Source organism: Allobosea sp. GW823-FHT01F03 (assembly GCF_058798075.1).
The window spans coordinates 3,496,580-3,510,459 of record NZ_CM179505.1 but is presented as its reverse complement, the minus strand read 5'-3'; the positions used below and the strand labels follow the sequence as shown (position 1 = coordinate 3,510,459).

17 protein-coding genes are annotated in these 13,880 nt (G+C 66.1%); all 17 read left to right on the top strand.

Going from position 1 to position 13,880, the window contains the following annotated elements; translation table 11 throughout:
- Window positions 1-2: 2 nt before the first annotated feature.
- The 17 genes from nuoH (at window position 3) to AC3RCC_RS16775 (ending at window position 13,872) form a co-directional block, all read left to right on the top strand.
- Window positions 3-1,022, top strand: a complete 1,020-nt coding sequence (nuoH, locus tag AC3RCC_RS16855) for an NADH-quinone oxidoreductase subunit NuoH (protein WP_066475422.1) — start codon at window positions 3-5, stop codon at window positions 1,020-1,022.
- Window positions 1,022-1,261, top strand: coding sequence for a hypothetical protein (locus AC3RCC_RS16850; protein ID WP_291639554.1), 240 nt, complete (start codon window positions 1,022-1,024; stop codon window positions 1,259-1,261). Before nuoH ends, AC3RCC_RS16850 begins: the two co-directional genes overlap by 1 nt.
- A 23-nt stretch (window positions 1,262-1,284) precedes the next feature.
- The gene (gene nuoI / locus AC3RCC_RS16845) at window positions 1,285-1,773 is read left to right on the top strand and encodes an NADH-quinone oxidoreductase subunit NuoI (RefSeq protein WP_291639552.1); all 489 of its coding nucleotides are present in this window, start codon (window positions 1,285-1,287) and stop codon (window positions 1,771-1,773) included.
- A gap of 136 nt (window positions 1,774-1,909) precedes the next feature.
- Window positions 1,910-2,533, top strand: a complete 624-nt coding sequence (locus AC3RCC_RS16840) for an NADH-quinone oxidoreductase subunit J (RefSeq protein ID WP_291639550.1) — start codon at window positions 1,910-1,912, stop codon at window positions 2,531-2,533.
- Window positions 2,533-2,838 carry an NADH-quinone oxidoreductase subunit NuoK gene (nuoK, locus tag AC3RCC_RS16835; protein ID WP_066475432.1) on the top strand — a complete coding sequence of 102 codons (306 nt, stop codon included), beginning with the start codon at window positions 2,533-2,535 and terminating at the stop codon, window positions 2,836-2,838. The genes AC3RCC_RS16840 and nuoK overlap by 1 nt, the downstream gene beginning before the upstream one ends.
- A gap of 26 nt (window positions 2,839-2,864) precedes the next feature.
- On the top strand, window positions 2,865-4,895 hold the full coding sequence (nuoL, locus tag AC3RCC_RS16830) for an NADH-quinone oxidoreductase subunit L (RefSeq protein WP_492255987.1): 2,031 nt from the start codon (window positions 2,865-2,867) through the stop codon (window positions 4,893-4,895).
- 4 nt (window positions 4,896-4,899) lie between these two features.
- Entirely contained in the window at window positions 4,900-6,411 is a 1,512-nt protein-coding gene (locus AC3RCC_RS16825; protein ID WP_291637318.1) for an NADH-quinone oxidoreductase subunit M, read from the top strand.
- Between the two features lie 11 nt (window positions 6,412-6,422).
- Window positions 6,423-7,850 (top strand): NADH-quinone oxidoreductase subunit NuoN, encoded by a 1,428-nt coding sequence (gene nuoN, locus AC3RCC_RS16820; RefSeq protein ID WP_492255986.1) that lies wholly within the window; start codon window positions 6,423-6,425, stop codon window positions 7,848-7,850.
- 114 nt (window positions 7,851-7,964) lie between these two features.
- On the top strand, window positions 7,965-8,738 hold the full coding sequence (locus AC3RCC_RS16815; RefSeq protein ID WP_492255985.1) for a biotin--[acetyl-CoA-carboxylase] ligase: 774 nt from the start codon (window positions 7,965-7,967) through the stop codon (window positions 8,736-8,738).
- 232 nt (window positions 8,739-8,970) lie between these two features.
- A complete protein-coding gene (locus tag AC3RCC_RS16810) occupies window positions 8,971-10,641 on the top strand; it encodes a ribonuclease J (protein WP_492255984.1) in 1,671 nt (556 codons plus the stop codon).
- Between the two features lie 97 nt (window positions 10,642-10,738).
- On the top strand, window positions 10,739-11,143 hold the full coding sequence (gene mce / locus AC3RCC_RS16805) for a methylmalonyl-CoA epimerase (protein WP_291647158.1): 405 nt from the start codon (window positions 10,739-10,741) through the stop codon (window positions 11,141-11,143).
- Between the two features lie 3 nt (window positions 11,144-11,146).
- Entirely contained in the window at window positions 11,147-11,560 is a 414-nt protein-coding gene (locus tag AC3RCC_RS16800) for a RidA family protein (RefSeq protein WP_291637326.1), read from the top strand.
- Window positions 11,557-11,787, top strand: coding sequence for a DUF1467 family protein (locus AC3RCC_RS16795; protein ID WP_291637328.1), 231 nt, complete (start codon window positions 11,557-11,559; stop codon window positions 11,785-11,787). Before AC3RCC_RS16800 ends, AC3RCC_RS16795 begins: the two co-directional genes overlap by 4 nt.
- 28 nt (window positions 11,788-11,815) lie before the next feature.
- The gene (locus tag AC3RCC_RS16790) at window positions 11,816-11,947 is read left to right on the top strand and encodes a hypothetical protein (protein WP_291637330.1); all 132 of its coding nucleotides are present in this window, start codon (window positions 11,816-11,818) and stop codon (window positions 11,945-11,947) included.
- 269 nt (window positions 11,948-12,216) lie between these two features.
- Entirely contained in the window at window positions 12,217-12,762 is a 546-nt protein-coding gene (locus AC3RCC_RS16785) for a peptidylprolyl isomerase (RefSeq protein ID WP_291637332.1), read from the top strand.
- Window positions 12,763-12,769: 7 nt separating this feature from the next.
- A complete protein-coding gene (locus AC3RCC_RS16780) occupies window positions 12,770-13,405 on the top strand; it encodes a UCP034077 family protein (protein ID WP_291637334.1) in 636 nt (211 codons plus the stop codon).
- Complete coding sequence (locus AC3RCC_RS16775; RefSeq protein ID WP_066475452.1) at window positions 13,405-13,872, top strand: peptidylprolyl isomerase; 468 nt, start codon at window positions 13,405-13,407, stop codon at window positions 13,870-13,872. The genes AC3RCC_RS16780 and AC3RCC_RS16775 overlap by 1 nt, the downstream gene beginning before the upstream one ends.
- Window positions 13,873-13,880: the final 8 nt, after the last annotated feature.

Sequence of the window (13,880 nt, the reverse complement as noted above, 5' to 3'; positions counted from 1 at the left end):
AGATGAACTGGGACCTCGTCCTCGACCTCGCGATCATCGCCGGCAAGAGCCTGCTGCTGCTGGTCTGCCTGCTGGTCTTCATCGCCTATATCCTGCTCGCCGACCGCAAGATCTGGGCGGCGGTGCAACTGCGCCGCGGCCCGAACGTCGTCGGGCCCTTCGGCCTGTTCCAGAGCTTCGCGGACCTTTTGAAGTTCGTCTTCAAGGAGCCGATCATCCCGGCCGGCGCCAATAAGGGCGTCTTCCTGCTGGCGCCGCTGGTCTCCTGCGTGCTCGCCCTGGCGGCCTGGGCCGTGATCCCGGTCGCCGAGGGCTGGGCGATCGCCGACATCAATGTCGGCGTGCTCTACATCCTCGCGATCTCGTCGCTCGGCATCTACGGCGTGATCATGGGCGGCTGGGCCTCGAACTCGAAATACCCGTTCATGGGCGCGCTGCGCTCGGCGGCGCAGATGGTCTCCTACGAGGTCTCGATCGGCTTCGTGATCATCACCGTGCTGCTCTGCGTCGGCTCGCTGAACCTCTCGGCGGTGGTCGAGGCGCAGAACTCCAGCGCCGGCATGTTCGGCTGGTACTGGCTGCCGCTCTTCCCGATGTTCGTGATCTTCTTCATCTCGGCGCTGGCCGAGACGAACCGGCCGCCCTTCGACCTGCCCGAGGCGGAGTCGGAACTCGTCGCCGGCTTCATGGTCGAATACGCCTCGACCCCGTATCTGCTGTTCATGCTCGGCGAATACGTGGCGATCATGACCATGTGCTCGATGACCACGATCCTGTTTCTCGGGGGCTGGCTGCCGCCGTTCCCGGTGGCGCCGTTCACTTGGCTGCCGGGCGTGTTCTGGTTCGCGCTCAAGGTCTGCCTGGTCTTCTTCATGTTCGCGATGGTGAAGGCCTTCGTGCCGCGCTACCGCTATGACCAGCTGATGCGGCTGGGTTGGAAGGTGTTCCTGCCGCTGTCACTCGCTTCGGTCGTCGTGGTCGCGGCTGTGCTGCAGATCACCGGCTGGGGCCCGGTGCGGTAGTGGAAAACTGGGCCGGCCCGCTCGGAGCCCTGATCGGCTTCGTCCTGGGCTGGCTCGAATACAAGCTGATCGGGGGTACCGTCACGGCGGCATTGCGCCGGACGAATCCTTCGAAGACGCAGGCCGAGCATGACGACTACGAGCGGCGCATCCGCCTGCTCCAGGCGATCCTGCTGGTTCTGATGGTCGGCGGCATGCCGGTCTTGGGTTACGTGATCGGCCGGGCCTTGTTCGGCTGAATGGATGAAGAGGACGAGAGGCGATGTCAGTCGCGCAAGCCGCCAAGGGACTGCTCCTCAAGGAGTTTGTCGGCGCGTTCGTTTTGTCGATGCGCTATTTCTTCAAGCCCAAGGCGACGCTGAACTATCCCTTCGAGAAGGGGCAGCTCTCGCCGCGCTTCCGGGGCGAGCACGCGCTACGCCGCTATCCGAACGGCGAGGAGCGTTGCATCGCCTGCAAGCTCTGCGAGGCGATCTGCCCGGCCCAGGCCATCACCATCGAGGCCGGCCCGCGCCGCAATGACGGCACGCGGCGCACGACGCGTTACGACATCGACATGACCAAGTGCATCTATTGCGGCTTCTGCCAGGAGGCTTGCCCGGTCGATGCCATCGTCGAGGGGCCGAATTTCGAGTTCGCGACCGAGACGCGCGAGGAGCTGTTCTACGACAAGGACCGGCTGCTCGCGAACGGGGCGCGGTGGGAGCGCGAGATCGCGCGCAACATCGCGATGGACGCCCCTTATCGCTGAGGACGAAAGCCCGGCGCGCGGTTGTCGCTTCGGGTAGGCCTGACTATAGACGCTCCAAACTGCACCGGGACTCAAGCAGGGCCCGGCGCGCGACGAAAAACGAGGGCCGCCCCGACGGGCGGAAAGGCTGGCGAAGATGAATGCCGCAGCGGCTTTCTTCTATCTGTTCTCCGGGATCACCATCGCCTCCGGGCTGATGGTGGTGGCGGCGCGCAATCCCGTGCATTCGGTGCTGTTCCTGATCCTCGCCTTCGTCAACGCGGCAGGCCTGTTCCTGCTGCTCGGCGCCGAGTTCCTGGCGATGCTGCTGGTCGTCGTCTATGTCGGCGCCGTCGCCGTGCTCTTCCTCTTCGTGGTGATGATGCTCGACGTCGATTTCGCCGAGTTCCGCCAGGGCTTCCTGCAATATCTGCCGATCGGCGCGCTGATCGGCCTGATCTTCGCCGTCGAACTGCTGCTCGTCGTCGGCACCTGGGCCATCGACCCGCAGATCGTGCGTGCCCCCGTCGCCGCGATCCCGAGCAATGTCAGCAACACCGAGGCCATCGGCCAGGTGCTCTACACCCAGTACATCTACTATTTCCAGGCGGCGGGGCTCGTCCTGCTCGTCGCCATGATCGGTGCCATCGTGCTGACCCTGCGTGAGCGGCCCGGCGTCAAGCGCCAGAACATCGTCGCGCAGAACGCCCGCACCAAGGCGACCGCGATGGACGTGAAGAAGGTGCCCTCGCGCGCCGGCGTTCCCGAGGAGCTCGCGTAATGATCGGCCTTGGCCACTATCTCGCGGTTGGCGCGATCCTGTTCACGCTGGGCGTGCTCGGCATCTTCATCAACCGCAAGAACGTCATCGTCATCCTGATGTCGGTCGAGCTCATCCTGCTCGCGGTGAACATCAACTTCGTGGCGTTCTCGAGCTTCCTCGGCGACATCGTCGGCCAGATCTTCGCACTGCTGGTGCTGACGGTCGCAGCCGCTGAAGCCGCCATCGGCCTCGCCATTCTCGTCGTCTACTTCCGCAACCGCGGCACGATCGCGGTGGAAGACATCAACATGATGAAAGGCTGAGCGCCCACCAGCGCCCGCATCCTGCCATGTATCACGCGATCGTCTTCCTCCCTCTGATCGGCTTCCTGATCGCCGGCCTCTTCGGCCGGCTGATCGGCGCGCGCGCTTCGGAGATCGTCACCACCGCCCTGCTGCTGGTCGCGGCGCTGCTCTCCTGGGTCGCGCTCTTCCAGGTCGGCTTCGGCTCCGGCACCACCCGCATCCAGGTCGCGACCTGGCTCGCCTCGGCCGATCTGCGCGTCGACTGGGCCTTCCGCATCGACACGCTGACCGTGGTGATGCTGGTCGTCGTCAACACCGTCTCCTCGCTCGTGCACCTCTACTCGATCGGCTACATGCACGAGGATCCGCACCGGCCGCGCTTCTTCGCCTATCTCTCGCTCTTCACCTTCGCCATGCTGATGCTGGTGACGGCCGACAACCTCGTGCAGATGTTCTTCGGCTGGGAAGGCGTCGGCCTCGCCTCCTATCTGCTGATCGGCTTCTGGTACCAGAAGCCCTCCGCGAACGCCGCGGCGATGAAGGCCTTCATCGTCAACCGCGTCGGCGATTTCGGCTTCCTGCTCGGCATCTTCCTGGTCTTCGTGCTGTTCGGCGCCGTGACCTTCGACGCCATCTTCCCGAAGGCGGGCGAACTGACCTCGCAGACCTTCCGCTTCCTCGGCTATGAGTGGAACGCCCTGACCCTGACCTGCCTGCTGCTCTTCATGGGCGCGATGGGCAAGTCGGCGCAGTTCCTGCTGCACACCTGGCTGCCGGACGCGATGGAAGGCCCGACCCCGGTTTCGGCGCTGATCCATGCCGCGACCATGGTCACCGCCGGTGTCTTCATGGTGGCGCGCCTGTCGCCGATCTTCGAATACGCCCCGGTCGCGCTGACCGTCGTCGTCGTGATCGGTGCGACGACCGCCTTCTTCGCCGCGACCGTCGGTCTCGTCCAGAACGACATCAAGCGCGTCATCGCCTATTCGACCTGCTCGCAGCTCGGCTACATGTTCGTCGCGCTCGGCGTCGGTGCCTATTCGGCCGGCATCTTCCACCTCTTCACCCACGCCTTCTTCAAGGCGCTGCTGTTCTTGGGCGCCGGCTCGGTCATCCACGCGATGCATCATGAGCAGGACATGCGCTTCATGGGCGGCCTGCGGAAGCACATCCCGCTGACCGCGGCGGCGATGACGATCGGTACGCTGGCGCTGACCGGCTTCCCCTACTTCGCCGGCTATTTCTCCAAGGACGCGATCATCGAGAGCGCCTACGCCTCGGTCGGCCATGGCGGCTTCGCCAGCTCCTATGCCTTCGTCCTGCTGGTCGTCGCCGCCCTGATGACCTCGTTCTACTCCTGGCGGCTCTATTTCATGACCTTCGAGGGCAAGCCGCGCTGGGCCGGCCACGGTCATGACGGGCATGGCCACGACGATCACGCGCATGCCGTCGACGGCAAGCATGACGATCATGCCCACGGCCACGACGATCACGGCCATGGCGACCATGCCCATACCCCGCATGAGAGCCCGCTCTCGATGCTGATCCCGCTCGCCCTGCTCTCGATCGGCGCGATCGCCGCCGGCTTCGCCTTCAAGAGCGCCTTCATCGGCGACGCCTATGACGCTTTCTGGAAGGGCGCGATCTTCACCGGCAAGGACAACCATATCCTGCACGCCATGCACGAAGTGCCGAAATGGGTGGTCTGGTCGCCCTTCTTCGCGATGCTGGTCGGCTTCCTGCTGGCGCTCTACATGTACGTGCTGCGGCCGGACGTGCCGGGCAAGCTGGCGGCCGCCAACCCCGCGCTCTACCGCTTCCTGCTCAACAAGTGGTATTTCGACGAGATCTACGACTTCCTGTTCGTGAAGCCGTCGATGTGGCTCGGGAAGTTCCTCTGGAAGAAGGGCGATGGCCTCGTCATCGACGGCATGGGCCCGGATGGCATCTCGGCCCGGGTGGTCGACGTCACCAATCGCGTCGTCCGGCTTCAGACCGGCTATCTCTATCACTATGCCTTCACCATGCTGATCGGCGTCGCCGGGCTGGTGACCTGGTATCTCCTGCGCGGGTGAGATGATGTTCGGTTTCGGTATCCTCACCGGGCTTCTGGTCCTGCCGCTGGTCGGCGCCGCCTTCATCCTGGCGCAGCGCGGCGACGAGGCCTCGGTCAGCTCGAATGCGCGCTATGCCGCGCTGATCACGACGGTCGCGACCTTCGTGCTGGCGCTCGTCGCCTGGGGCCAGTTCGACTCCGCCAATCCGGGCTTCCAGATGGTCGAGACCCATGCCTGGGTCTCGGACGTGATCAAGTTCAAGCTCGGCGTCGACGGCTTCTCCTTCCCCTTCGTGGTCCTGACCGCCTTCCTGATGCCGTTCTGCATCCTGGCCTCCTGGACCTCGGTCGAGAAGCGGGTGCGCGAGTACATGGTCGCGTTCCTGATCCTCGAGACGCTGATGATCGGCGTCTTCGTCGCGCTCGACCTCGTGCTGTTCTACCTGCTCTTCGAGGCCGGCCTGATCCCGATGTTCCTGATCATCGGCATCTGGGGCGGCAAGCGCCGGGTCTATGCCTCGTACAAGTTCTTCCTCTACACGCTGCTCGGCTCGGTGCTGATGCTGCTCGCCATCATGGCGATGTACTGGAACGCCGGTACGACCGACATTCCGACGCTGCTCAAGCATCATTTCCCGGTCTCGATGCAGCCCTGGCTCTGGCTTGCCTTCTTCGCCTCCTTCGCGGTGAAGATGCCGATGTGGCCGGTCCACACCTGGCTTCCCGACGCGCACGTCGAGGCGCCGACGGCGGGTTCGGTCATCCTGGCGGCGATCCTCCTGAAGATGGGCGGCTACGGCTTCATCCGCTTCTCGATCCCGATGTTCCCGGATGCCTCGGCGATGTTCGCGCCGCTGGTCTTCGCGCTCTCCGTCATCGCCATCGTCTACACCTCGCTGGTGGCGCTGATGCAGGAGGACATCAAGAAGCTGATCGCCTATTCCTCGGTCGCCCATATGGGCTTCGTGACGATGGGCCTGTTCACCCTGACGCCGCAGGGCATCCAGGGCGCGATGTTCCAGATGGTCAGCCACGGGCTGGTCTCGGGCGCGCTCTTCCTCTGCGTCGGCGTGATCTATGACCGCATGCACACCCGCGAGATCGCGGCCTATGGCGGACTGGTGAACCGCATGCCGATGTATGCGGTGGTGTTCATGATCTTCACCATGGCCAATGTCGGCCTGCCCGGCACGGCCGGCTTCGTCGGCGAGTTCCTGACGCTGATGGGCGCCTTCAAGGCCAATCCCTGGGTGGCGTTTTTCGCGACCACCGGCGTGATCTTCTCGGCCGCCTATGCGCTCTGGCTCTATCGCCGGGTCGTGTTCGGCGAGCTGGTCAAGCCCGAGCTGAAGGACATCACGGATCTGAACGGCCGCGAGATCGCGATCTTCGTGCCGCTCGTCCTGCTGACGATCTGGTACGGCATCGCGCCCGGCACGATCCTCGACGCCTTCGCCGCGCCGACCGAAGCCCTGATCAAGAACTATCAAGCCGCCATCGCCGCCGCCAAGACGGCCATGCTGGTCGTACAATAAGGCTGATCGAGATGACCTTGCCCGCTCTCGGCCCTGCGCTGCCGGAAATCGTCCTCGCGATCGGCGCCATCGTCATGGTGCTCTACGGCGCCATCCAGGGCGAGCGCTCGACGCGCACGCTCGAAGTCGCGACGCTCGCTCTGTTCGCCCTGGTGCTCGTGCTGGTGTTGCGCGGCGACGGCAAGGCGGTGACCTTCAACGGCGCCTTCGTCGTCGATGGCTTCGCCCGCTTCATGAAGGTGCTGACCCTGATCGGTGCCGGCGCCGCCGTGCTGCTCTCGGCCGATTTCCTGCGCCGCGACGGCGCGATGCGCTTCGAGTTCCCGATCCTCATCGTGCTGGCGACGATCGGCATGATGATGATGATCTCGGCCAACGACCTGATCGGCCTCTATGTCGGTCTCGAGCTGCAGTCGCTTGCGCTCTATGTCGTCGCCGCCTTCAACCGCGAGAACGAGCGTTCGACCGAGGCGGGCCTGAAGTATTTCGTCCTCGGCGCGCTCTCCTCCGGCATGCTGCTCTATGGCGCCTCGCTGGTCTACGGCTTCACCGGCACGGTGAGCTATGCCGGCATCGCCGCCGCGGTGCAGGGCGGCCATCCCGGCATCGGGCTGATCTTCGGCATCGTCTTCATCGCCGCGGGCGTCGCCTTCAAGATCTCGGCCGTGCCGTTCCATATGTGGACGCCGGATGTCTACGAGGGCGCGCCGACCCCGGTCGCCGCCTTCTTCGCCTCGGCGCCCAAGATCGCCGCGATGGCGATGACGATCCGCATCTTCGTCGGCGCCTTCCCCGGTGCGCTGCATGACTGGCAGCAGATCATCATCTTCATCTCGATCGCCTCGATGGCGCTCGGTGCCTTCGCCGCGATCGGACAGCGCAACATCAAGCGCCTGATGGCCTATTCCTCGATCGCCAATATGGGCTATGCGCTGGTCGGGCTCGCCGCCGGCACGGTTGCCGGCGTCCAGGGCGTGATGACCTATATGGCGATCTATCTCGCCACGACGCTCGGCGCCTTCGCCTGCATCCTGATGATGCGCCGCGACGGCAAGCCGGTCGAGAACATCGACGAGCTCGCCGGCCTTTCGCGCACCAATCCGTGGGTGGCCTTCGCCTTCTCGATGATGATGTTCTCGCTCGCCGGCATTCCGCCGCTCGCCGGCTTCTGGGCGAAGTGGTACGTCTTCCTCGCCGCCATTGAGGCCAAGCTCTACGTGCTCGCCGTCATCGGCGTGGTCACCAGCGTCGTCGGCGCCTATTACTATCTGCGCATCGTCAAGGTGATCTATTTCGACGACGCCAAGCCTGCCTTCGACAAGGGCGATCTGAGCGTGCGCGGCGTGCTTCTGGTCTCGACCCTGTTCGTGCTGGCGCTTTCCTTCCTGCCGGCGCCGCTGTTCAACTCGGCTGCCGCGGCTGCGAAGTCGCTGTTCTGATGCCTCTTCGTCATTCCCGGGCGCAGCGAAGCGCAGCCCCGGGAATTTCAGGACGGGTAGCCGGTTTCAGAGCTGCTCGGGCCTGGCCCGAGCATGGCGGCCTGTGAGGGCGGCATGCTGAGTGAGGCTGCCCGCGCCGCCGGTTATCGGCTGATCGTGCGCGACGAGGTTTCCTCCACCATGGAGGAGGCCCGCGCGGTTCTCGCCCAGGGCGATCCCGGCAAGCTCTGGATCGTGGCACGCAGCCAGAAGGCCGGCCGCGGCCGGCATGGCCGGCAATGGGGCTCGCCGCCAGGCAATCTCTACGCCAGCCTGCTGCTCGTGGCGCCTTGCGAGGTTGCCCTGGCGCCGCAGCTCGGCTTCGTCGCCGGGCTCGCCTTGCATGATGCCGCTGCGGCGGTGACCGGGCTCGGCGCCCCGCGCCTCGCCTTGAAATGGCCGAACGATCTCCTGATCGATCGGGCCAAGGCAGCCGGATTGCTGCTGGAGGGCGAGAGCCGGGCAGGGCGCTTCAGCGTGATCATCGGGATCGGCGTCAACCTCGCCTCCTCGCCCCCCGATACCCCCTACGCGGCGACCCATCTTGCGGCACATGCGAGCGATGCGAGCGTCGAGCGCCTGCTCGCTGCGCTCTCCGAAGCCTGGCATAGGCGCTTCTCGGCCTGGTCCCTGCCCGGTGGGTTCGGGCCGACGCGCGCCGCCTGGCTGGAGCGCGCCGCCTTCCTCGGCGAAACCGTCACCTTGCGCCTGCCGGACGGACCGGTTTCCGGCCGCTTCCGCGGTCTCGATCCGGCCGGCCGCCTCGAACTGGAGACAGCCGGGGGGCTGCGGGTCATCGATGCCGGCGACCTCTATTTCGGCGCTGCGGCGGCCGAAGGCCGGGGATGACGATCGGCCCTACCATCCCTTGCACCCGGCGCTATGGAGGCAGGGGCGGGGGCATGCTAGAGCGGGGTTCGTTTCGAAGGATGTCCAGCCCGTCATTCCGGACAAGCGGCGAAGCCGCACCGGCCCGGAGCCATCACAGGGTTTACCGCCTGTGCCGGGCCGGCGTTTCCTTTCACTCCGTCCGGTCTGCCGGTCGGAGGTCCTTGCCCCTTGATATGCGTCAGGATTGCCCGTGACCCGCTCCAGTGACCAGCTCGTCTTCATCCCGCTCGGAGGCCTCGGCGAGATCGGCATGAACGCCGCGCTCTACGGCTTCGGGCCGGAGGGGCGGCGCAAATGGATCCTGGTCGATTGCGGCCTGTCCTTCGCCGGCCCCGAAGTGCCCGGCGTCGATATCGTCCTGCCCGATCTGACCTATATCATCGAGGACAAGGCGAACCTGCTGGGGATCGTCATCACCCACGCCCATGAGGACCATATCGGCGCGCTCGCGGCCTTGTGGCCGGCGCTGCGCGCGCCGGTCTACTGCACGCGCTTCGCCGCGGGCCTGCTCGCGACCCGCAGGCTCTCCGAGCCCGGAGCGCCCAAGGTTCCGATTCATGTCGTGGCGCAGGGCAGCCGCATCGCGCTCGGCCCGTTCGACATCGAGTTCGTCCCGGTCGCGCATTCGATCCCCGAATCGAACGCTCTGGCCATTCGCACCCCGGCCGGCCTCGTCGTCCACACCGGCGACTGGAAGATCGATCCGACGCCGCAGGTCGGCCTGCCGACCGACGAGGCGCGGCTGCGCGCGCTCGGCGAGGAGGGCGTGCTCGCTTTGATCTGCGATTCGACCAATGTCATGCGCGACGGTATCAGCCCGAGCGAGGCCGATGTCGCCGCCAAGCTGAAGGAACTCGTGCATTCCGCGCCGAACCGCGTCGCGGTCACCACCTTCGCCTCGAATGTCGCGCGCCTGCGCGCCGTCGCCGAGGCGGCTATGGCGGACCAGCGCGAGGTCGTCGTCGTCGGCCGCGCCATGGAGCGGGTGATCGATGTCGCCCGCGAATGCGGCTATCTCGAAGGCATCCCGGCCTTCCGTTCGGCCGACACCTATGGCTACCTGCCGCGCGACAAGGTCGTGGCGCTGCTGACCGGTAGCCAGGGCGAGCCGCGCGCCGCCCTCTCGCGGATTGCCTCCGACGATCATCCCGAGATCACGCTCGGCGCGGGTGACCGTGTGATCTTCTCGTCCCGCACCATTCCCGGCAATGAGAAGGCGGTCGGCAACATCCTGAACGCGCTCGCCCGCGACAATATCGAGATCATCACCGACCGCACCCATCTCGTGCATGTCTCCGGCCATCCGCGGCGCGAGGAGATGGCGCGGCTCTATGGCTGGCTGAAGCCGCAGATCGCGATTCCGGCCCATGGCGAGGATCTGCATCTTTCCGAACACGCGACCTTTGCCCGCGGTGTCGGCGTCAGGCATGTGCTGCGGGCCGGCAATGGCGACGTGATCGGCATCTCGGCCGAAGGCGCGCGCAAGCTCACCGAGGTCCGGCATGGCCGGCTCTATCAGGACGGCATGCTGCTGGTCGGGGCGCAGGAGCGCACCGTCGTGGAGCGCCGCAAGCTTTCCTTCGCCGGCATCGTTTCGGTGGCGGTGGCGATGGACGAGAAGGGCGAGCTCGCCGGCGATCCTGAAATCGCGCTGCTCGGTCTGCCGCTGCTCGCCAAGGACGGCACGCCCTTCGACGACATCGTCGCCGACGCGGTCGAGGACCTGATCGAGGGGCTGTCGAAGGCCAAGCGCCGCGACCCCGAGGCGGTGCGCAGCGTGCTCGAGCGCGGCGTCCGCGCGGCCGTCAACGAGGAGTGGGGCAAGAAGCCGCTGGTCAACGCCCTGGTGATCGAGGTCTGACGAGTAGCGGGCGCCTGCGCGCGAATGATAGAACCCGGCGACGCGCGGGCGGCGATCGCCTCTGCGCCAGCTTCCCCCTTCGGCCGCGGAGACCAGCATGATCGGACGCCTCAACCACGTCGCCATCGCCGTGAAGGACCTCGCGGCCTCGACGGCGCTCTACCGTGATACGCTCGGCGCACGCGTTTCGCAGCCGCTGCCGCAGCCGGAACATGGCGTCACCGTCGTCTTCGTAGAGCTGCCCAACACCAAGATCGAACTGCTCGAGCCGCTCGGCGCGGATTCGCCGATCGCCAAGTTCCTCGAGCGCAACGCCGATGGCGGCATCCACCACATCTGCTACGAGGTCGACGACATCCTGGCGGCTCGCGAGCGCCTGAAGGCGCAGGGCGCGCGGGTTCTGGGCTCGGGCGAGCCGCGTATCGGCGCCCATGGCAAGCCGGTGCTCTTCCTGCACCCCAAGGACTTCTGCGGCACGCTGGTCGAGCTCGAGCAGGCCTGAACCATGAACGATTCGCCGATCACGTTCTTCGGCCAGCCGGAAGCCGGCTCGCCACGTCCCTTCAGCCTGGCGACTCGGGCCGGCGGCCTCGTCTTCGTCTCCGGCCAGTCGGCGCCGCATGACCCGGCTCGCGGCGTCGTCCGCGGCGAGACGCCGGCCCAGCAGGTGCGCGAGGCGCTCGCTTATGTCAGCCGTATCCTGGAAGAGGCCGGCAGCGGGCTCGACCGGGTCGTCCAGGTCACCATGCTGATCACCGATCCCGCCGACTATGCCGCCTGCAACGCCGAATATGTCAGGCATTTCCCGGGCGGGCTGCCGGCCCGGCATACGGCTCGCTTCGGCGTTCCGACCGAGGCCCGCGTGGCCTTTTCCTGCATCGCGCTCGCGAATGACGACAGCCGGGGAGCAAGGCCATGAGTTTGACGGCGGGGCTTGCGGTCTATTTCGTGATCTGGTGGACGGTTCTGTTCGCCGTGCTGCCATTCGGCGTGCACAGCCAGGCCGAGGCCGGGCCGGTCAGCGACGGCACGGATCCGGGCGCTCCGCAGGCGCCGCTGCTCGCGAAAAAAGCGCTGGCGACGACCGTGATCGCCGCGATCATCTTCGCTGGCGTCTGGTATCTCTGGGCAGTGCTGGATCTCTGAGGCGCGGAGGGGCCGAGGAGCTCGAGCCGTGGCCGAAAGCCGAAGTGGAGAGCCGGAAGAAGCACCAAAAACAAAAGGCAAGGCCGAAGCCTTGCCTTTGAAGTTTGTTTTTTACCGCAGTATCGGCGCGCGGTTGCAGCAAGCGCAGCTCATATACTAAACGGACGTTTATTCCTCCCAAGACCTGGCCCGCTGCGCCCGAAGCTTGATCAGGCGCGCCCAGCGTCCAAGAGTTAGCCGATCAAGATCGCTATGTCACCCGTTTAGGCACGGCTGGCCTCAATTTTTCGCAAAATTATTCTGGTTTGATCTTGTGCAGTGCAACATTGTGCTCACCCGCCGCATTTGGCGCCTTGTTCCGGCCAAAGGATGCCGGTACCTGCCTGTTTCGTAGAGCTGCCGGGCGTCCCGGCGGCCAGGAGACGCTCCATGCTTCGCCCTATCCTCACCGCTCTGGCGCTTTCCGCTTCCATTGGCCTCGCCCAGGCCCAGGCGCCCGACCCGCAGAATACGATCGTGCTCGAAACCAAGGACGGCAAGGTCACCATCCGGCTGCGTCCGGACCTTGCGCCCAAGCATGTCGCGCAGATCAAGACGCTGACCAAGCGCGGTTTCTATGACGGCATCGTCTTCCATCGCGTCATCGACGGCTTCATGGCCCAGACCGGCGATCCGAAGGGCAATGGCACCGGCGGCTCCGACTTGCCGAACATCCCGGCCGAATTCACGCCGACGCCCTACAAGGTTGGTTCGGTCGGCATGGCCCGCTCGCAGAGCCCCGATTCCGCCAACTCCCAGTTCTTCATCTGCTTCGAGGGCTGCGGCTCCCTGACCGGCCAGTACACGCTGTTCGGCGAGGTCGTCTCGGGCATGGATGTCGTACGTAAGATCAAGAAGGGCAGCTCCGCGAACAACGGCGCCGTCAACGCTCCGGACAAGATCGTCCGCATGCGTCTGCTCGCCGACGCCAAGTAGACCGTCGATGCGCGCGCGCCTGCCCGTTCTGGCGCTTCTGCTGCTGGCCTCCGCCGGCAGCTCGCCAGTTCCGGCGCAGGACACGCGCGATCTCGGCCTGCCGCCGGCTTCAGGCTATCAGAACCCGGTTCTGCCTCCGCCTTCCGGCTTCCAGAACCCGGTTCTGCCACCGCCGACCGGCCAGCGCTACATGCCCGGCATCGGCGGGCCCTTCGGCGAGGGAGACTATCGCCGCGCTGTGCCTCCGCCGCCTCCGGCCAGCAATCGCGACGTGATCGGCACGGTTTCGCCGGACACGGCCGCGCTCGGCAGCGAGACGCTCGACCGGCTCGACCAGATCGGCCCGGCCCTGAGACGCTGCTGGCAGCCGCCGGCGGCGGAAGAGGGCCCTGACGGCTTTGGCCGCGCCACCGTGCGCTTCAGCCTGCGCCGTGACGGGACGCTGTTCGGCCAGCCGCGCGTCACCTGGGAGGCGCGCCGGGCGTCGCCAGCGCTGCGCGAGCGCTTCGGCAGCTCGCTGATCGCCGCCGTGCGCGAATGCACGCCGATGAGGTTGTCGCCCGGCCTCGGAGGGAGTATCGCAGGCCGACCGATCACCATCCGCTTCCACGGCCGCGCGCCGTCCAACCAGAGAGCAGTCTGATGTCGCTCGACCCCGAGAACACCCTCGTCATGGAGACCACCAAGGGCCGCGTGGTCATCAAGCTGCGCCCCGATCTCGCGCCCGGCCATGTCGAGCGCCTGAAGCTGCTCGCGCGCGAGGGCTTCTATGACGGCATCGTCTTCCATCGCGTCATCGACGGCTTCATGGCCCAGGTCGGCTGCCCGCACGGCACCGGCACCGGCGGTTCGAGCTATCCGGACCTGAAGGCCGAGTTCAACGCCGAGCCGCATGTCCGTGGCATCTGCTCGATGGCCCGTGCCCAGAACCCGAACTCGGCCAACAGCCAGTTCTTCATCGTCTTCGACGACGCCCGCTTCCTCGACAAGCAGTACACGGTCTGGGGCCAGGTCGTGGAAGGCATGGAGAATGTCGACAAGATCAAGCGCGGCGAGCCGGTGCGTGATCCCGATACGATCGTCTCCATGAAGGTGATGGCCGACGCCTGAGCCTGAAC